General features: G+C 38.4%; 14 protein-coding genes. 5 read left to right on the plus strand and 9 right to left on the minus strand.

What is annotated here, in order from left to right; translation table 11 throughout:
• Positions 1-153 precede the first annotated feature (153 nt).
• On the plus strand, positions 154-2,661 hold the full coding sequence (locus tag LQ227_RS20735) for a DPP IV N-terminal domain-containing protein (protein ID WP_230150847.1): 2,508 nt from the start codon (positions 154-156) through the stop codon (positions 2,659-2,661).
• A gap of 187 nt (positions 2,662-2,848) precedes the next feature.
• Here the strand turns inward: LQ227_RS20735 and LQ227_RS20740 are convergent, their stop codons facing one another.
• Positions 2,849-3,076: a hypothetical protein gene (locus tag LQ227_RS20740; RefSeq protein WP_230145184.1), complete on the minus strand. Its 228-nt coding sequence runs from the start codon at positions 3,074-3,076 to the stop codon at positions 2,849-2,851.
• Between the two features lie 231 nt (positions 3,077-3,307).
• Between LQ227_RS20740 and LQ227_RS20745 the strand changes: the two genes are divergently transcribed.
• Positions 3,308-3,751 carry a PepSY-like domain-containing protein gene (locus tag LQ227_RS20745; RefSeq protein WP_230150848.1) on the plus strand — a complete coding sequence of 148 codons (444 nt, stop codon included), beginning with the start codon at positions 3,308-3,310 and terminating at the stop codon, positions 3,749-3,751.
• Between the two features lie 501 nt (positions 3,752-4,252).
• On the opposite strand, the gene LQ227_RS20750 is transcribed toward LQ227_RS20745, so the two are convergent.
• Positions 4,253-5,089: a M57 family metalloprotease gene (locus LQ227_RS20750; RefSeq protein WP_230032697.1), complete on the minus strand. Its 837-nt coding sequence runs from the start codon at positions 5,087-5,089 to the stop codon at positions 4,253-4,255.
• A 167-nt stretch (positions 5,090-5,256) separates the two neighbouring features.
• On the opposite strand from LQ227_RS20750, the gene LQ227_RS20755 reads away from it, so the two are divergent.
• Entirely contained in the window at positions 5,257-8,034 is a 2,778-nt protein-coding gene (locus LQ227_RS20755; RefSeq protein WP_230146689.1) for a S8 family peptidase, read from the plus strand.
• 151 nt (positions 8,035-8,185) lie between these two features.
• On the plus strand, positions 8,186-9,838 hold the full coding sequence (locus tag LQ227_RS20760; RefSeq protein ID WP_230150849.1) for a M28 family metallopeptidase: 1,653 nt from the start codon (positions 8,186-8,188) through the stop codon (positions 9,836-9,838).
• Positions 9,839-9,918: 80 nt separating this feature from the next.
• Here the strand turns inward: LQ227_RS20760 and LQ227_RS20765 are convergent, their stop codons facing one another.
• Together LQ227_RS20765 and LQ227_RS20770 are read right to left on the minus strand one after the other, a co-directional pair.
• Entirely contained in the window at positions 9,919-10,521 is a 603-nt protein-coding gene (locus tag LQ227_RS20765) for an outer membrane beta-barrel protein (protein WP_029278561.1), read from the minus strand.
• Positions 10,522-10,841: 320 nt separating this feature from the next.
• Positions 10,842-11,399: an NADPH-dependent FMN reductase gene (locus LQ227_RS20770; protein ID WP_230145188.1), complete on the minus strand. Its 558-nt coding sequence runs from the start codon at positions 11,397-11,399 to the stop codon at positions 10,842-10,844.
• A gap of 103 nt (positions 11,400-11,502) precedes the next feature.
• Between LQ227_RS20770 and LQ227_RS20775 the strand changes: the two genes are divergently transcribed.
• Entirely contained in the window at positions 11,503-12,705 is a 1,203-nt protein-coding gene (locus tag LQ227_RS20775; RefSeq protein ID WP_230145189.1) for an MFS transporter, read from the plus strand.
• Positions 12,706-13,030: 325 nt separating this feature from the next.
• Here the strand turns inward: LQ227_RS20775 and LQ227_RS20780 are convergent, their stop codons facing one another.
• The 5 genes from LQ227_RS20780 to clpB all read right to left on the minus strand — a co-directional run bounded on the left by LQ227_RS20780 (position 13,031) and on the right by clpB (position 20,326).
• On the minus strand, positions 13,031-13,681 hold the full coding sequence (locus tag LQ227_RS20780; protein ID WP_230145190.1) for an outer membrane beta-barrel protein: 651 nt from the start codon (positions 13,679-13,681) through the stop codon (positions 13,031-13,033).
• Positions 13,682-13,842: 161 nt separating this feature from the next.
• Positions 13,843-14,472 (minus strand): hypothetical protein, encoded by a 630-nt coding sequence (locus LQ227_RS20785; protein ID WP_230145191.1) that lies wholly within the window; start codon positions 14,470-14,472, stop codon positions 13,843-13,845.
• Between the two features lie 11 nt (positions 14,473-14,483).
• Positions 14,484-15,137 (minus strand): hypothetical protein, encoded by a 654-nt coding sequence (locus tag LQ227_RS20790; protein WP_029278565.1) that lies wholly within the window; start codon positions 15,135-15,137, stop codon positions 14,484-14,486.
• A gap of 124 nt (positions 15,138-15,261) precedes the next feature.
• Entirely contained in the window at positions 15,262-17,556 is a 2,295-nt protein-coding gene (locus LQ227_RS20795; protein ID WP_230145192.1) for a M60 family metallopeptidase, read from the minus strand.
• Positions 17,557-17,725: 169 nt separating this feature from the next.
• Positions 17,726-20,326: an ATP-dependent chaperone ClpB gene (gene clpB / locus LQ227_RS20800; protein WP_230150850.1), complete on the minus strand. Its 2,601-nt coding sequence runs from the start codon at positions 20,324-20,326 to the stop codon at positions 17,726-17,728.
• Between the last annotated feature and the right edge of the window lie 195 nt (positions 20,327-20,521).

Here is a 20,521-nt window from a genome sequence, read left to right on the forward strand (position 1 = left end):
CTATAAAATCCGTCAATTATTTAACCATCAAAATAAATTGTGTTAATAATTAATTTCTGGTGCATAAAATTGAGCTAACTATCGCTTTTATTACATATTTAAGCCTGCTTAATATGCTTTAATTAAATAATTTAGCGGCTCAAACAAATTTTGATGAATAAACTTTATAAACTCCTGCTGTGTGCGCAGTTTTTATCCTTAACTGTAGCTGCACAAAACAAAACATTTACCCTAACCGAAAATATTCAGTCACCGCCTAAAGCAAATTATCAGCTTGCATCGCGTTTTTCGCCAAATAAGTTGAAAAAAATGGTTTATTCTACCACTGTAGATCCACATTGGCTAAAGTTGAGCAACCGTTTCTGGTATACTTTCGAAAGTCCGAAAGGAAAATTCTGGTACCTTGTAGATCCTGCATCGAAAAGCAAAAAGCTGATGTTTGATAATGCTAAACTGGCAGCAGATATTACCCTGATTGTTCGCGATCCATTCGATGCCGAACATTTGCCGCTTGAAAATCTGAAATTTGCTGCTGACGAAAAAAGTATTTCTTTTGAAATCAAAAGTACTGTCGATGAGCTGAAAAAAGACAGAAAAGATAAAAAAGCTGCAGATTCTATGCAGAAGAAAATATTTTCTTTCAAATACGAACTGGCCAGCGCGAAATTAACTGAGGTGCCAAACTTCAGTAAGCCAAAGCCAAAACCATCATGGGGATCAGTAGCGCCCGATTCGTCGGCCATTATCTTTTCCCGTAATTACAACCTGTATTGGATGGATAAAGACAACTACAAAAAAGCAGTTAAAAATGAAGATGACAGCACGATTGTAGAACATCAGCTCACTAAAGATGGGGTAAAATTCTATTCTTACGGAAGTGATGGCGATGGCGAGAATAACGTAGAGAACGAAAAAAATAATAAAAAACGCCGTGGTGCTTATGTGCTTTGGTCGCCGAACTCGAAATATTTTGTATTGGATAGAACCGATTCGCGTAAGGTTAAAGATCTTTGGGTAATTAATAGTGTTACACCTGGCCGTCCGACCTTAGAAACCTATAAATATCAAATGCCGGGAGAGGCTGAAGCCCCTCAGGATGAAGTTTTGCTGTTCGACTTTGCTGCAAAATCTTATAAGAAACTAAGTGTTGCCGCATTTAAAGATCAAAGTGTTTCAGTTTGGAGCAAACCATCATTAAATAAAGACCGTGATAACGAATTCCGTCCGTCTATTTGGTTGGGTAATGATAGCAGATTCTATTTTTCACGCACCAGTCGCGATTTAAAACGTATCGACATCGGTACGGTTGATATTGCTACCGGAAAAGTTACGCCTTTAATCGACGAGCGTTTTAATACCTATGTTGAAGTCAACCGCCCAGGTTTGATAAATGATGGCAACGAACTGATTCATTGGAGTGAGCGCGATGGTTGGGCACATTTTTATCTTTTTGACGGAAATGGGAAGCTGAAAAACCAGATTACCAAAGGTGCTTTCCACTGCGAGAGTATCGTAAATATCGACGAGAAGAAACGTATCCTTTATTTTACGGCAAATGGCAGGGAAGGTAAAGAAGATCCTTACTACTTACATTTATACAGCATCAATTTTGACGGTTCGAACATGAAACTGTTAAATGCAGGTGATTTTGACCATGTGGCGAATATGAATGATAACAATACTTTCTTTGTTGATAATTATTCGAGGGTAAACACAGCGCCAAAAGCCACGCTTTACGATGGATCTGGCAAAAAAGTGATGGATCTTGAAACTACAGATCTTTCATTATTGATAACAGCAGGTTACAAATTTCCTGAACCTTTTAAAGTAAAAGCAGATGATGGAATTACCGATCTGTACGGTGTAATGTACAAACCTTTCGATTTCGATCCGAATAAAAAGTATCCGATTATCGAATATGTGTACCCAGGCCCGCAAACAGAAGCGGTAAACAAAGCTTTTAGCAAAAGCATGGACCGTACCGAACGTTTAGCTCAATTTGGTTATATCGTAATTACGGTAGGTAACCGCGGAGGCAACCCTTCGCGTTCTAAATGGTACCATACGTATGGTTATGGCAATCTGCGCGATTACGGTTTGGCAGATAAGAAAACAGCTATTGAGCAACTGGCAGCCAAATATTCTTACATCGACGAATCGAAAGTGGGCATTACGGGGCACTCTGGCGGTGGCTTTATGTCAACAGCTGCTATGTTGGTTTATCCCGATTTCTTTAAAGCTGCGGTTTCGAACGCAGGAAACCACGATAACAGCATTTACAACCGCTGGTGGAGCGAAAAACACCATGGTGTAAAAGAAACCATTTCGTTAAAAGGCGATACTTCATTTAAATACAGCATTGATAAAAACCCTGATCTTGCCAAAAACTTAAAAGGGCATTTGTTATTGATGCACGGCGATGTAGATAATAATGTCCATCCGGCAAACTCTATCCGAGTGGCCAATGCACTAATGAAAGCCGGTAAACGTTTCGATTTCCTGATTATTCCTGGTCAGCGCCATGGTTTTGGAGATATGACGGAGTATGCTTTCTGGAAACTGGCTGATCATTTTAACAAATATTTAATCGGCGATTTTTCTGAACCGAGTGATGTTGATCTGGTAGAAATGGACAGAGATATTGAACAGAACGGAAAATAAATTTCATTAACCACAGATAAAAAGGATGCACACAGATTCAATCCGTGTTTATTGGTGTCTATCTGTGGTTAAATATTTTTACTGCAAGCCATCTGTTTTTTTAGAAACAATTTTTCCTTGCCATGGTTTGTGTCCTCACAAACCATTTTTTATAACGATAAGTCGTCATTGCGAGGCTAATTTTTCATTAGCCGTGGCAATCTATCCGATTTAGTGTTAGGAACAGAGTAGGTGCACCTGCAACCTCAAAAATGGAATACTGTCTTGGCCATCTAGCCCCGGTTGAAGCGGTACCCTGCAGCAACGAGGTACGAGGCGGCGAAGCGTATAAGCGTAAAACGGGAGAGGCTAAATGTTTTGCACAGGTATTGCGCTCCAAAAAATCGTAACTGTTGAGACTACCTTCGTTTGCCATGGCAATCTATCAATCAGTGTTTGTTTTTGCACATCTTGTTATTTATTTAACCACAGATAAAAGGATGAACACAGATTCAATCCGTGTTCATCAGTGTCCATCTGTGGTTAAACCATTTTTCTACGAGTCATCTGTTGTTGTTGGGAAACAAATTTCCGCCCATGGTTTGTGTGCTCAAAAACCATTCTAGTGGTTTAGAAACAATTTAATGGATATGGCTGTTGTTTTATTATGAATTACAAAAGCACAATTTTGGCAGCATTACTTTTAGTTGGAGGAATTGCCAGTAGTAGCGCTCAAGATATAGATCAAAAAGATGTTCCATCAGTTATTAAATCAGCATTTAATAAAGCTTACCCAAAAGCAACAGATGTAGATTGGGAAAAGAAAGGCGCAAATTATGAGGTCGATTTTAATTTGGGAAAGGTAGATCATAAAGCCACCTATGCGGCTTCGGGAAAAGCAGTTTCTTTCGAAAAAGATATCCCTAATGCCCAATTGCCGGCAGTAATTGCTAAAAACATTAAAGCAAAATACCCAAAAGGTAGAATCGATGATGTAGATTGGATTAATACTGCTGGAAAAATAACCTACAAAATCGATATCGAAGGTACACCGGATGTTAATGTTTGGTACGATGCCGGTGGGAAATTTATCAAAGCGGTAGCCGACTAAAATTTTAAAACATGATTTGTCATGGCTTATGTCCCCACAAAAGCATTTTAGTTTTATCTGTTTTTTTTGGAAAGCAAGCTTCGGTAGTTCTTCGGTTATTTCAGTCCTGCTATTGCCTATAGTCCCGATTTGAATTTTCTTGAATACAAATATTTGCTTTAATCGGGAGCTATTCGGCGCTATCAGGTTTGATTAACTTAGGGTTGTGTTCCAGATTTAAACCTTTCTATTGCAAATTTTTTCCCCTTTTCGCCATGGTTTGTGTCCTCACAAACCATTTTTATAAGAAAAGTCGTCATTGCGAGGCTAATCCTTCATTAGCCGTGGCAATCTATCCATCAGTGTTTGTTTTTGCACATTTTGTTATTTATTTAACCACAGATAAAAAGGATGGACACAGATTCAATCCGTGTTGATCTGTGTGCATCTGTGGTTAATAAACAAAAAAGCCCCGAAATTTTCGGGGCTTCTGATCTGTTAAGGTAATCCGTTGTGTTTTTTTTATTTGTAAAGGTAGTTTACCGCAATCACATCATTTGCATTGAAAGTACGGTTACCACCATTAGAACAGGCCAACATAAATGAGCCTGCATCAGGAGTTGAAGGTGTTCCTGGGATTCTAACAGCGCCCACATTCGATGCGCCTTCGTTGCCTGCACCACTTGCGCCACAGCTAAAGGCACGGTTCATATAATCCGTATGGCGGAAACCGATACAATGGCCAACTTCGTGCTGGATCACAGAAGCGAGGTACAATAAATTAGGATTGGTTCCATAAGCCGCTGTGTTGGTGTTCATTCTGATCTGGTTAAAAGGCTGGCCTGAAGAAGTAGGGAAACCCGCAGAGCCTAAGGTAATAAAGCCGCCACTTGGACCTTCGTTAAAGCCAACAACGTTAATGTTTCCGGTTGTACCTGCGCTAGCCCTTTGGAAAGTAATACGTAAACCCAACGAGTTGTATCTCGAAATCATGGTGTTTACAGCATCGCTATATACCTGAGGTAAATTGGTTACCGACACTGTAATTACACGTGGTAATGATTTGACAATGTTTGTGGTTCGGTACTGCTCGGTTTCGGCAATGTTTAAATTTGCACCAGTAGAAGGTTCAGCTAAATTGTCATCAGTTAAAAGAATATCTCCCTCTACCAAATAACCTTCATCTGTTTTGCGGATATTGTCGGTGCTAAAGCCTAGAGATTTGATTTGTGATAATTTGTCTGCTGAAATTTCAGTTTTGTTTTCTACCGCGTTTTCTGTATTATTACTCTTACAGGAGTATAGGTTAGCGAGTAAAAGGCATACTGCTGCAATCGATAAAAATTTTGTTGTTTTCATCTTAGTTGGAATTAAATTAGTTTAGGTTGAATAAGTTAGTTAATAAAATTTGTGGATTACCTTATTAATCCTAATTTAGAGAAGATAAACGATGTAAACAAAATTTTATAATAAAATAATTTTTGAAAGTCAATACTGTATTTTTAGTTATATGTTTTTGTCTGTCTGTGCTTGGTTTAAACGCACAAGTACAACCTGCTGGAATAGAAAAATATTTTGAGAAATATATTTCCAAAAATGGCAATTCGCAAAAATTAGGCACCGAAGGGCTCATTTTGGTCCGGTTCAATCGTACGTTGACGGCTACCGAAATTCAATTATTAAACCCTAAAAAGAAACTTGCCGGCGATTATTTTATTGTCGAAAAACCGGCTGTCTCCAGCCTCTCTAATCATGTAATTTATCAAGAGAAAGCTAACGGACTATGGAAGGCCAGCGATCGGTTAATTAAAGTGCTTGCCAAGTCTACAAAAAAGAACGATTCCATCCTGGTTAGGTTATCCTTTAAAAATGTAAATGCTTTACCTGGTTCAGCTAAAAACTTAAGCGTAAAATCAATAGACCATGTCAACAACCTGATTATGGTTAATATTTTGCAGGCTGATTTAATGTTGATATTGGAACTGGACGATGTTTTATACGCCGATGTTTTGCCTGTAGCTAAAGAGGAAGTTGTAATTAATGGCATCGACCTCGGCTTAAACCAAATTTCTAATGCCCACAGTCTTTTTCCGGGTATCGAAGGTGCGGGGATAAATGTTTCCTTTAAAGAAGGGATGTATGATGCGACTGATCTTGATCTGCTGGGGAAAACATTACCTGGCGCGATTATCGGCAAAACACCAACTACCCATGCTACCATTATGGCCACCTTAGCATTAGGAAACGGCAATTCATTTATCCGTGGTTTAGGTGCCGCACCTAAATCCAAATTGGCATATTCTGATTTTTCTAACCTCATGCCAGATTTGGTTACAGATTTAAATCGGCTTCAGATTAAAGTTCAAAACCATTCGTATGGTACCGATATAGATAATGACTACGGAATGGAAGCCGCAGCATACGATAAGCAGATTTACGAAACCGATACTTTGATCCATGTTTTTTCTGCCGGAAATAAAGGAACAACAACGCCATCAGTTGGTTTTTATCAAGGGATAACCGCCAGGGCCAACTTAACAGGCAATTTTAAGCAGGCTAAAAATTTATTGGTGATCGGAGGGATTAACAGAGAAAATGTTTCTGAAAATCTGAGCAGCAAAGGTCCTGCCTATGATGGGCGCGTAAAACCGGAACTTGTTGCCTTGGGCGAAGACGGAACATCGGGCTCTGCTGCAATTACCAGTGGATCAATCGCATTGTTAGAACAATTTTATCAGCAGAAATATAAAAAAGCGGCTTCTGCTTCATTAATTAGAGCAACAGTAATTAATTCGGCTGATGATTTGGGAGCACCACAGCTAGATTTTTTATATGGCTATGGCAAATTGAATGTGGCCCAATCGTTAAAAACTTTAGATGAAAACAGGGCGTCTTTGTATGAAGTGGCCAAAAATCAGGATTTGCTTATTCCCTTGGCAATTCCGGCTAATGTAGCTGAAGTGAAACTAACCATTACCTGGAACGATCCTCCTGCTGTTGTAAATGCAGCACAAAGTTTGGTTAATGGATTGGATTTAAGTCTCGAAAATCCTGCTGGAAATTTAACGCTACCCTGGGTGTTAAGCAGCTTTCCTCATTTAGATTCCCTCTCAAAGCCAGCGGTGCGTAAAGCCGATGTTATCAATACCATTCAGCAGGTTAGTCTCGATAACCCCTCAGCAGGTACTTATAATATTCATGTTAAGGGTAACAGGATTACACAGGGTAATAACCAGCGCTTTGCAATAGCTTATCGTTTTATATTCAAAAACACTTTTTCTTTCATCAATCCTGAAAAAAACGAATATTTTTTTGCCAATGAACAAAATTATATCAGGTGGGAAAATAATTACACCAGTAAAACTGGCAACTTATCGGTCAGCTATGATGAAGGGGCTACATGGAAATCAATTGCTTCGGGGATCGATTTAAGCAAAGGTTTTTACAATTGGAATACTCCAGATTTGTTTGCAAAAGCAATGATAAAAATGGAAGTGGATGGAAATGTAATATTGAGCCAATCATTTACGATTTCTAGTCCGAGGACATTGAAAGTTGGCTATGTATGTAAAGACGGTGCTGTGCTCAGTTGGGACCCACAGCCTGGTGCAAAAGATTATACTTTGTACAATATTGTGGATAATATTCTTTCTCCGGTGCTAACCCTTACTGATACTATAGTTAAGCTTGGTGCAGGCAAAATTAATAGTAAATATTTTGCGATAGCAGCTAACGGGATAGGTTTTACAGGTTTAAAAAGTTATACCATAGATTATACGCAGCAGGGAATTGCCTGTTATGTAAGGAATTTATCGGCATCTGTAAGTGAGGGTAAAGTAAAACTAGATCTCAGTATTGGAAGTACCTTGGATTTAAAGAATATCATTTGGGAAAAACAGACCGGGCCAAATACTTTTAGTGTTTTACAGCAGACGAAGCCAGTTTCAAATCAACTCGATTATACAATTTTTGATGAAAAGCCAAAAGCTGGAATCCAGTTTTACCGCGTTACTTTCGAAACTGCCAACGGCCAGGTGCAGAGCGATCTGGTTTCGGCAGTGTTTCTTAAGGACAATGAATTTTCTTTCTTTCCCAATCCAGTTGCCGATTATTTAACTATTCTGAGTGGATCATTCGAAGATTATAGTCTATCTATTTTTAACATATTAGGACAGAAGGTTTTTGAGGAAAAGGCCACAAGTTCGAGCCGTTTTTTGCTCAACGCTTTATCAACAGGTGTTTATGTTGGTGTGATCAATAAAAATGGGCAACAGTTGAGGAAATTTAAGCTGATTAAGCAATAGATTTATTCATTCAGATCTCTCCTCCGAAGGAGTTCCTTGGGAACACTGCGATTGAGATGAGAGGACGTTTCATAGTTACCTGTGAGAATTTGCCATTTTCTTCATATTTTTCAGCAAATGAAATTTTTTATTGAAATTCAATTCTTTACAAATGAAAAAACTCCTTCTACTTTCCAGTTGTGCGCTCCTGTTCTTTGTCTCCTGTAAACAAGGTGCAAAAAGTACTGGCGCTGGTGCTGATTCTTTAGCCATTAAAGCCATTAACGATTCGAGTTTAACCCAATATTTATCGGTAATTGCGGCTGATAGTTTAGAAGGACGAAAACCTTTTACCAATGGAGAAACCAAAACCATTAATTATCTAAAAAATCAGTTCGAAAAACTAGGCCTGGAGCCGGGCAATGGAGATAGTTTCTTTCAGGAGGTACCCATGGTAGAAATTAAATCTGTGCCAGAAGATAAAATGGTTCTCAAAGGAAAAACTGCATCCTTAACACTCAATTATTTAACCGATTTTGTGGCTGGCACGCGCCGTGTGCAAAATGAGGTAAGCCTAAGTAACTCACCGCTGGTTTTTGCGGGCTATGGCATTGTTGCACCCGAGTATGGCTGGAACGATTATGCAAACCTAAACGTAAAGGGGAAAACGGTGGTGGTGTTGATAAATGATCCGGGCTTTGCTGATTCTACCTTGTTTAAAGGTAAAAATATGACTTACTATGGCCGATGGACCTATAAGTTTGAAGAAGCGGCAAGACAGGGGGCTACAGGGGTTATTATTGTTCATGATACCGAGCCTGCAGCTTATCCCTGGACAGTTGTGCGCAGTGGCTGGTCGAAATCTAAACTTACCCTGCAAAGCGAAGACAATGGAATGAGCAGGACTGTAGTAGAAGGCTGGATTACTTTAGATAATGCGAAACAGCTATTTGCACTGGATGGTAAATCATTCGATCAATTGGCTTTAAGTGCGCGGAAAAAAGGTTTTAAAGCTGTTGATTTAAATGTTACCACCTCATTAAAGGTTAAAAATACCATCAAAAAATCGGTTACTTATAATGTTCTGGCTAAAATACCAGGCGATAAGCGTAAAGATGAAGCTATTATTTATTCAGCACATTGGGATCATCTAGGTGTGGGAGAAAAAATACAGGGTGATTCTATTTATAATGGAGCGGTTGATAATGCAACAGGCGTAGCTTCTTTATTCGAAATTGCTTCAGCCTTTAAAAAGTTACCTAAAGCTCTCGGGCGTACGATTTTGTTTATTTCTTATACGGCTGAAGAACAGGGGCTTTTAGGTTCTGAGTATTATGCCAAACACCCAGCTTTTCCTTTGGCTAAAACGGTTGCCAATATCAATATGGATATGATGGGTATAGCAGGTAAAACCAAAGATATTGTGGTATATGGTTTTGGCCAGTCAGAACTCGAAGATTATGCTGCAGCGGCGGCTAAAAAGCAGGGGCGGGTAATCGTGCCAGATCCTGTTCCGTCATCGGGATTATACTACCGTTCCGATCATTTTAATTTAGCCAAGGTTGGTGTACCCTCCTTGTTTACAGGTTCTGGCGTAGATAATATCAAAAACGGCAGGGCATGGGGATTGAAGCAGGTAGCCGATTTTACTAAATTCCGTTATCATTCGCCACAGGATAATTTCGATGCCAAAACATGGGATTTATCAGGTATTGTAGAAGATGTAAGAATGCTTTTTGATATGGGTTACCGAATCAGTAATGAAGATTCGTATCCGAAATGGAAAGACGGCTCTGAATTTAAAGCCATCAGAGAAAAGAAGTAAACAAAAAGCGTCCCGATGGTAAACCGGGACGCTCTTCGAAAAAAAAGTCATTTATTAAATTTCCCTTAAGGGAGAATTAATTAAAAGTAGAACTGAACACCTAATCTTGGTGCGAAAGTATCAGCGTTTAAACCGAAAGTGTTTGTTTTTAATTTAGCACCTGTACCTTCTGCTTTCAAAGTATAGTTTTCATAACTTAAACCTTTAACCGAAAGTTCGATACCGATTCTTTTTGTTGGGAAAAACGCAAATCCTGGAGCAAGTTCTACACCGATTTTAGTGGTAGTACCCAATTTAACTGCGTTGTCGCCGTTAGCATCAGTTGCTTTTAACTCACCAAATGCCAATGGCACTGATAATTGTCCGAAGAATTTAAATTGATCAGATAAACCAACATAGTAACGTCCGAATGGAGCAACTTTAAAAGCGCCATCCTGAGTTTTGTTGCTTACTTCTTTATTGTATTCGTAACCAACACCGGTACCGATTGCAAAATTGTTGCTGATAAAATAACCAACACTTGGTAATACGCTAAAGCTGAAATCTGCTTTTGGAGCACCGTCTACTTTTGTAGAGTTTACACCTACGTTACCGCCCAACATAAAATTTCCTTTTTCAGTTTGTGCTTGTGCACCATAAACTAAACCTGCTACTGCTACTAAAGATAATAATAGTTTTTTCATCTTTTTTATTATTTATTTGTTATAAAAATATAGTCAATTTTACTTTTTTAATTTCTGACTATATTTGGATAAAAGTCAACACTTGTGCCAAAAACCTTTACCTGCGTCATCAAAAAATCAGTTTTTGGTCAACTACTTAATTGTTAAACAGATATAAAATTAGTGTTAAGTCAATATTATTTTCGCGTGACTATAAATTAATCGACTGATTAATTTTTTAGACATGACAGATTGACAATCTGACTATTTTTGTATAAATGTCAGATTGTAAAATGCCGAAAATGTCAGGTTTTTGGCAAGGGACCTGTTGCAGTTTTGGATTAAACCTTACAAGCAGAAATTAAATTTTCTATTTTCTTTTTAATAATACTGATGGTTTTCTCGTCGGTTAGATTTCCTTCAGCATCGAATTTATTTTGAGCTTGGGCAACTAAAACTTCTGGTTGTAAAACCGGGTTCATATTCAGGAATGTAAAAACAGGCAAAAACGCTGTTTGCATTCTAACCGTTCCCCACATACCTTGTGTTGCGCCCATCACAGCAACTGGTTTATGCATCAAAGGCGAATCTTTTCCACGGCTGGCCCAGTCGATGGCATTTTTTAATCCACCGGGAATAGAATAATTATACTCAGGAGAAACAATAATAAAAGCATCTGCAGTGGCAAGGGCATCTCTGAATTTCGTTACGCTCGCGGGCCTTTCTTCAACTTCGGGTAAATCATGATCTGCATTGTAAACAGGAATATCATCGAAAGTAACCGTCTCGAACTGGATACCTTCAGGGATTAACCCGCCTGCTACCTGTAGCAGCATGGCATTGTATGATCCCTTTCTTAAACTTCCGCATAAGCCAACAATTTTTCTATTCTTTTCCATAGCTATAAAACCAAAACTTTATAAAAATGTTTGGTTTTTGCAAGGACACATCGTTTAGTTTAAAAATTTATAATCACTATTTTTGGCGGTATAATTTACCGATATGACTGAGAATAGCACAACCACTTCCATTATTGAAAAAACCGTTTTCCCAATACTTTTCGCTTTAAGTTTTTCGCATTTACTTAATGATACCATACAATCGTTAATTCCTGCAATTTATCCCATCATTAAAACCAGCTATCATTTAAGTTTTTCGCAGATCGGACTAATTACATTGACCTTTCAGTTAGCCGCGTCACTGTTACAGCCTTTTGTGGGTTTATACACTGATAAAAAGCCTCAACCATACTCGTTGGCTGTTGGCATGGGTTTTACCCTGATCGGGTTAATTTCGCTTTCACAATCAACCCATTTTTACACCATATTACTTTCTGTATGTTTTATTGGGATAGGTTCTTCTATATTTCACCCCGAGGCGTCACGTATGGCACACGCTGCATCAGGCGGGAAGAGGGGATTGGCTCAATCTGTTTTTCAATTGGGGGGCAATGCAGGGAGTTCTTTAGGTCCGTTGTTGGCTGCCTGGATTATAGTCCCTTATGGACAGTTCAGCGTGATCTGGTTTTCGGTAATTGCGCTTTTAGCCATTATTATCCTCACCTATGTAGGCAATTGGTACAGGGGATTTATGCTTTCGAAAAGTAAAAAAATCAATATTCAAACTGTTGTGAACCAATTTTCAAGAACTAAGGTGGTTTTCTCGGTGTGTATTTTACTCTTGCTGATTTTCTCCAAATATTTCTACATGGCGAGTTTGACCAATTATTTTACCTTTTACCTGATTGATAAATTTCATGTTTCGGTGCAAACCTCACAAATCTATTTATTTGTGTTTTTATTTTCAGTAGCTGCCGGAACCTTATTGGGTGGGCCAATAGGCGATAAAATAGGGCGTAAATATGTAATATGGGCATCTATATTAGGTACTGCTCCGTTTGCATTGCTACTGCCACATGCAAACCTGTTTTGGGTAGGTGTGCTAATTGTCCCTATTGGAATGATTTTAGCATCAGCTTTCTCGGCAATTTTAGTTTATGCACAGGAACTGATTCCCGGCAAAGTTGGTTTGGTTGCAGGTTTGTTTTTTGGCTTTGCCTTTGGCATGGGTGGTATAGGATCGGCGCTATTGGGGAAACTTGCCGATTCTACGAGTATCGGATACGTATTTAATATTTGTGCATTTCTGCCTTTAATCGGTTTACTAACCGGATTCTTACCGAACATTGAAACGAAGAAGAAATAAAAGAGAAGAACTGTAGGCAATGAGGAGTCGTCATTGCGAGAAGGCTTTTTCAGCCGACGAAGCAATCTTACTACGATCGCTACTAGCGTGTGCTTTAAGATTATTCATTTGTGCAGTTGTTTTTACAGGCATTCATGAGCTCAATCGTTCGGTTATCTTCGTTCCTCGCAATGACGATTTTTCTTTTTAGATCTTTAAATGGTTACCTATAGAAGACTAGCCAAAATATATGTTTTTAGCGTTTCAACAGGCTCTCCGTAGGAGTCCTTTGGACAGCGTGGCATATTCGATGCGAAATTAACTTTGCAGAACAGCCTCCATTAGCTTAAAAGTGAAAATTAAATCCAAGAAATGGATCGAAGGTGTTTAAGCCAAACTCAAATGCTTCTGCTTCATACCAAATATTTGCAGCTGATTGATCACCGTAATCAATTTTATGATATGACAACAAAGAGAAGCCAAGTTCTATGCCAAATTTTTTAGTGGGAAAAAATGCTAGCCCTGGTCTAATCGACGCATTGTATTGTGTAAATTTCGTATTAGGCATAATACTATAGCTATTGCGGATACTACCTGATTCATTGATTTTTGCAAAACCGATTGTTCCACTAAACTGGCCAAAAGCTTTAAATTTATCAACAATATCTACATAATATCTTACCACGGGGCCGATTGAGAAAGTTTTTTGCTTACTTGTTCTTGTATGGGTGATGTTAGTGTTAGCATCAAAACTACTGTTAAAATTTTTAGTATAACCAGCACCAGCAATTAATCCAATTGCTAAGTTTTTAGAAAAAAAATGTGCATAACTCGGATTGATGCCATAAAAATATCTTTTTTCGTAATTTGGCGATTCAGTTTTTGACGAAGAAATACTTAAACTTCCTCCAATTAAGTTGTCTCCTTTTTCTGTTTGGGCATGAGTTGCCATGGCGATAGCGCATAGTGCTACCAACGTTAATAATTGTTTTTTCATTTTCATTTGTGTTTTTGTGTATTCAATGATAGCATAAAAAACAATATAAAACTATATATTTAGTTAATTTTATGTTAATTTTTTGAATGTCAGTAAATAAAAAAAACACCGATCTGATTTATTAGGTCGGTGTTCGGTAATAAGAATGAATGGATTGTATTTTACTTCGAATTTGCATTCAGGATAAAATAGTACAGTTCAGTAGAAGAGAAATTGAAATCACTACCTGTTTCACCTGTAATTGATTTGAGCTTTCCATTTTCTTCGGGAAAAATGCTTCTGTAGTATTCGATCTGGGCACCGCCTATTGATTTGATCTTTCCATTTTCTTCAGGGAAATTGCTTCTGTAATATTCGATGGTAACATTACCGATTGATTTGATTTTTCCATCCTCCTCAGGGAATATACTTCGATAATATTCGATTGGCATATCCCCGACTGATTTTACCTTTCCATTTTCTTCAGGAAAGATGCTTCTGGAATATTCGATTTTTTTATCGCCGATAGATTTAACTTTACCATTTTCCTCAGGGAAAATACTTCTATTGTATTCAAATTTTTTATCTCCGATGGATTTAATCTTTCCGTTCTCTTCCGGGAAGATGCTTCGATAATATTCTATTTTTTTATTTCCAATAGACTCTGGCTTCCCGTTTTCTTCGGGGAAAATACTTTTATAATATTTTATTTCAGTGCTTTCTGTTGTCTGGGCTTTCACATTACATGCGTAGATTAAAAGCAGTACTAAGCTTAAAACCTTTAAGCTTAGTGAGTTGAATATGTTTCTCATTTGATCAGAGATTAAAAATGATAATTGAATGTAAATGTTGGGGTGAAATTCTGCAGCGCCAATTTCAGGTTATTGGTTTTGTCGTAATTGTAGAGCGATCCTTCCGAATAATAATTTTGGTGAAAGAAGTTTACGATTGGAAAAGAAAACTCAATTGCAGAATGGTCTGACACGAAATAGGTGAAACCAGGACTTATACTGGCCCCATATCCCTTTACTCTGGCATCGGTACGGATGAGGTAACCATCCTCATCAATACGGTTAAAGGTGTTTAATTGAAGCAGGAGATTGGCCTGCATAAAGAATTTAAAACGGTCTTTAACGTCAATGTATTTACGCACGAAGGGGGAGAAGCCAATACTAAATTCCTTTACGCCATGGCGGTCTTCGTATCTGCCATCTTCTTCATCCCATACAATATAATCTTCTCTTCTAAGTTTAGAAAGATTTAAAGGGATTTCTAAACCTATGGCAAAATTATTGGCCAAAAAATAACCTCCGCGCGGCGTTAGGGTAAAAGTGTTAAGGCTTGGTGAAGAACTGTTTTGTTTGGATGTTCCAAAACTGGCGCTCATGCCAACAAAGCCCGAGCCCTTTTCAGTTTGGGCATAACAGCGCCAACTGACGGCGCATAGCAGCGCCATGATGATTAATTTAGGTTTCATTTTATTTGTGTTTTTGTGTGTAATCAATAATAATCATTATTGAAACAAAAAACAAGAAAATGAACTATCATGTTAGTTACTTTTTAGATAAAATCCCGCAGATTTAGCTACGGGATAATATACGTTAATGCGAAAGATAAGCAACGAGCTCGGTGGGGAGCCAGGTTTTATAGCCGCGTGTATCATTTTTTGCTTTTTCACTCACGGGTATTTTCCAGACTTCGAAAAAGGAAGATAAATTGGCATTGGTAGTTTTACAGATGGTTGTATACCAGAGATCGATCCTTTGCTGATTACTCAGCGGATGGTCGTAGTATTTTCTGGGGTCCATTTCACGGTATATTTTATTGGCTTTGATAATGGGTTCCCATCTAAAACTTTCAATAATCTGGATATACATACTTAGGGCGGCAAATGGATCATTCCCCCATTTTTCGAAGCTAGGTTGATTTTCGAGATAACCCTTGATTCTTTTTCTTACTTCTTCTTTGCTGCTAATTGCATCATGATTATAAATTCCTTTTTTCAGTACCTTATCATACACATACATTGAATAAAGATTTGTAGTTACTTCGCTTACCTGGTCCATATCAAGTGCCCAAAATTGATGGCGATGCCCCAGCTCATGAAAATGCCCCCAACTTCCTGTTGTTCCTACAATTTTTTCATCAAGCATCCAGGCACAGCTTTGGTCGTCAGGTGCCACAATTTTATCCCAAACGGTAAACATATAACCGTAAGCTACCTGGTTATCAATAATAATTCTTTCGGGATGTGTCCTGTTCCGGTTGATGATGGCCAGATCGGCATCAGCATCCATTACCTGGTTCCAGAATTTCATTAACGATTCTGGATTTTTTAAGTTTTTGATCCTGTAGGAAGGAACGGTAAGAATAATGTTGTTGGTAGCAAGTTCTGCCCATGGAGCTGGGTTATTTTTGATTGCTTCCCATTCGGCAAGGGTATTCTTTTCTAATTTATAATAAGGTGCCTTAACCACACCACTTGCTGTAATATTGATTGATTTTAGGGTAGAACTATCCGAAATCTTTACGTATAACAGACCACCATAAGGGGAAAAAACTGTTGTGGTATCTTTATCCAGTTCGAACGATCTTGTTAAATCAAAACCGCCCCTTACTAGATTATCCATGTGTTTTAAATCGTCGTTATGGATGCCGATCTGAGCCTTTAAATGTTGGTTTTTGTATTTAGAATCGACCACAATATTGACTTTCTCACCCGCTGGTACGTAAACCCCGGTACTGTGCAGCCTGAAATAATTTGGATAAGGATCAGCTAATCCCTGTGATCCTACTTTTACTTCTATGTTAATCTGCTCAACAGTCCGTTTTGCATTTTTAGGCACCTCTCCGGGAAAAAATTTGCTATCAGGATATACAAAATTTGCTGCTTCGCTGGTATTGTGGGTTTTATCAAAAAGATATTTGGAAAATTTATAGCCTGCCTTTTTTGCAGGAGTAGAAATATCAAGAGGGTTTTTTATGCTTGGTACGGCGAGTGTATCACTAATTGATAATATCGACTTTACTTTTTTTATGATCTGGCTGGTATCTGCATTATACAAAAAAGCGAGTTCGAGGGTTGGTTCTATAACATAGGCATACTCGCTTGGGTCGATTGCTTTGGGAACGGGTTTGACCAGTTCTCTTGTAATATTTTTCAGGTTAAGATAAAAAGGTTCATTTTTGAATGTTAGGCTATCTTTTGTATTTTCTACCAGAAACAAAGTATATGCGTTAAATATGCCTGCTTTGCTTAATACGCTATTGATTTTCACCAGATCGTTTAAATATGATTTGGATTGATCGCGGTGCTTAAAAATATAGGGATATGGCGAACCATAAATCAGACTGCCACCATCACGAACAAATTTTTCGAGTGCATGCTGTTCTGTGGTATCTGTTACATCTTCTGTTAAAAAGTAAAGATCGGTTTTATCCTCTATTTTAGTGTTTTCCGCTACGTAAACTTTTGCTTTATTGGCTTTTAATAGACTAAGCAAAGCAGGGTCGGCAGTTTTGGTTACCGCTACTTTTAGTTTTTTTGGATGATCAGTTGCATTTTCGAGAATATTTTTTAGTAGTTTCTGGATGTTTTGATCGGCCAATAATTTACTTTTAAAATAATCTGATGAGCCAATGGCAAAAATCTGCCCTTTACCAAGGCTACCAGTCATTATAACTGTAGTTAAAACTTCGGTTTGAGGGACAAGGCGATGGGTTGCAATGATCTCTGGATTTTCATTTGTGGTGTAAAACACTGAAACAAATGTGCCAGTATCAGGCATGGGTAAGGTTGTAATATTTTTTAAGAGTGCCGGTTTTTGAAATTTTTGCGCGAAGGCCTTGCATGTAAAAAAAGCCAAAATCAAGAGCGGATAGATTTTTGTGTTCATTTTCAAGAGGTTGTGTTTTACAATTCTAGTCATCTTAAATTGCTATCACAACAATGTAAGTGTTAAAAAAAGCTAAAAAAAGCTTCCTCCTAAACTTAGATATACAGATTTAAAGAGCAAAAAAAAACCGCCCCGATATAATCGGGACGGCGTTTAATCGCTGAATATATTAACCAGCATTTTGGTTCAGGAACACAAAATTATGATCGAACATATCCAGCTTAATTTTGCTGTCTTTATCTATCTTACCCGCCAATATCTCTTTCGATAATTCATTTAGTATTCTTTTTTGGATAACCCTTTTTAACGGTCTGGCACCAAACTGAGGGTCGTAACCCAATTGTGCCAGCCAATCTAAAGCTTCATCACTGGCATCCATTTCTATACCCATTTCGGCCAATGTTTGCTGTACATGTTTAAACTGTAAGCTTACAATGTTTCTAATTTCGCTGCGGTTTAATGGTGTAAACATAATCAGCTCGTCAATCCTGTTCAAAAATTCCGGGCGAATGGTCTGTTTTAATACCTCGAACAATTCGTTTTTGGTTTTGGCAATTATCTCCTCGCGGTTTTCATCAATCAAGTTTTTAAAGTTATCCTGAATTAAATGCGCACCGATGTTCGAGGTCATGATGATGATGGTGTTTTTGAAATTCACTGTCCTGCCTTTATTATCGGTTAAACGGCCATCATCCAACACCTGTAACAGGATATTAAATACATCCGGGTGTGCTTTTTCAATCTCATCAAGCAATACCACAGAATAAGGTTTACGCCTAACGGCTTCGGTTAACTGTCCGCCTTCATCATAACCAACATATCCCGGCGGCGCTCCAATTAGACGCGATACTGCATGACGTTCCTGATATTCACTCATATCGATCCGTGTTAGCGCATTTTCATCGTTGAATAAGAATTCTGCCAAGGCCTTTGCCAGCTCAGTTTTACCTACTCCGGTTGTACCTAAAAAGATGAAAGAGCCGATTGGTTTACGTTTATCCTGCAAGCCTGCACGCGAGCGACGGATCGCATCAGAAATGGCTTCGATTGCTTCATCCTGACCAGCCACGCGCTGGTGTAATTCTTCTTCTAAATGAAGTAATTTTTCACGTTCACTGGCAATCAGTTTGGTTACCGGAATACCTGTCCAGCGACCAACCACACCTGCAATATCATCAGCTGTAACTTCTTCTTTAAGCATACGGCTATCGCTTTGCTGGCTTTCTAAATCGACTTTCAGTTTTTCAACTTTATCCTGTGCCTCTTTAATTTTTCCATAACGGATTTCGGCTACTTTACCATAATCGCCTGCACGTTCTGCCTGTTCGGCTTCTAACTTGTAGTGCTCAATCTGCTCTAACTCGTTGTTTACCGCATCTACCAGGTCTTTCTCGCCTTGCCATTTGGCTTTAAATTCATCACGTTCGGCTGATAAGTTGGCAATTTCTTCTGAAAGTTCTTTGACCTTTCTGTCGTCTTTTTCGCGTTTAATGGCTTCGCGTTCAATTTCTAAACGCATAATTTCACGGTCTAAAGCATCCACATTTTCTGGCACGCTGTCCATTTCCATGCGCAATTTAGATGCGGCCTCATCCATTAAATCGATGGCCTTATCTGGCAAGAAACGGTCTGAAATGTACCGCTGACTCATTTCTACAGCTGCGATTATTGCTTCATCTTTAATCCTTACCTTATGGTGTGTTTCGTAACGTTCTTTTAATCCACGGAGGATAGAAATCGCATCCTGTGTATCAGGTTCTTCAACCATTACTTTTTGGAAACGACGCTCTAGTGCTTTATCCTTTTCTAAATATTTTTGATATTCGTCTAAAGTTGTTGCTCCAATGGCACGCAACTCTCCACGGGCAAGAGCAGGTTTTAAAATGTTCGCTGCATCCATTGCGCCTTCGCCACCACCAGCACCTACCAAAGTGTGGATCTCATCAATAAACAATACGATTTCGCCATCGCTCTGGGTAACTTCTTTAACCACAGCTTTTAAACGTTCTTCGAACTCGCCTTTATATTTTGCACCTGCAATAAGCGAACCCATATCGAGCGAGTAAACCACTTTGCTTTTTAAATTTTCAGGTACATCACCTTTAATAATCCTGAAGGCAATACCCTCTGCAATGGCTGTTTTACCTACACCGGGCTCACCAATTAAAATAGGGTTGTTCTTGGTTCTGCGTGATAAAATCTGGATCACGCGGCGAATTTCTTCATCGCGGCCGATCACAGGATCAAGTTTTCCGCTCTCGGCATATTCGTTTAAATTCCTTGCATATTTGCTTAGGGCCTGGTAAGTAGCTTCTGCATTTTGATCCGTTACACGGTTATCGCCACGCAATTCTACAATGGCTTTTTTAAGATCCTTTTCGTTAACGCCCTGTTCTTTTAATAATTTCGAAGTGCTATCGTTAACGGCTAATATGCCTAATAATAAATGCTCTACAGAGACAAATTCATCTTTAAATTCTTTTAAAAATGTTTGCGCTTTCTGCAGGGCGCTATTGGCATTAGATGACAGATAGACATTGCTTCCACTCACTTTAGGGAACTTGGCAATCTCTGCATCTAAGTTTTGATTTAGTGAATTTAGGTTCACGTTCAGTTTCTTTAAAACATAAGAAACCACATTTTCATCAACAGTAAGCAAACCTTTAAGCAGGTGTGCCGTTTCAATAGCCTGTTGCTGATTGCCTTGGGCTATTTCAGAAGCCTGTTGAACTGCTTCCTGGGCTTTTATAGTAAAATTGTTGAAGTTCATATTCCGTTTAAGTCAAAACAAATGCCATAGCAGTTTTGATTTTGCAATCGGAAATTTTGTCGGTAAGATTTAATTTTTAATGACTAAATTGCTGATTTGTAATACTTTATACTGAAAAATTGTCGTATATTGTTTTCAGTATACCAGGTTTGTGTTATAAATTGCCAACCGTTAACTGCCAACTGATTTGGGTGT

Source organism: Pedobacter sp. Bi27 (genome assembly GCF_918698255.1).
Classification (GTDB): Bacteria; Bacteroidota; Bacteroidia; order Sphingobacteriales; family Sphingobacteriaceae; genus Pedobacter.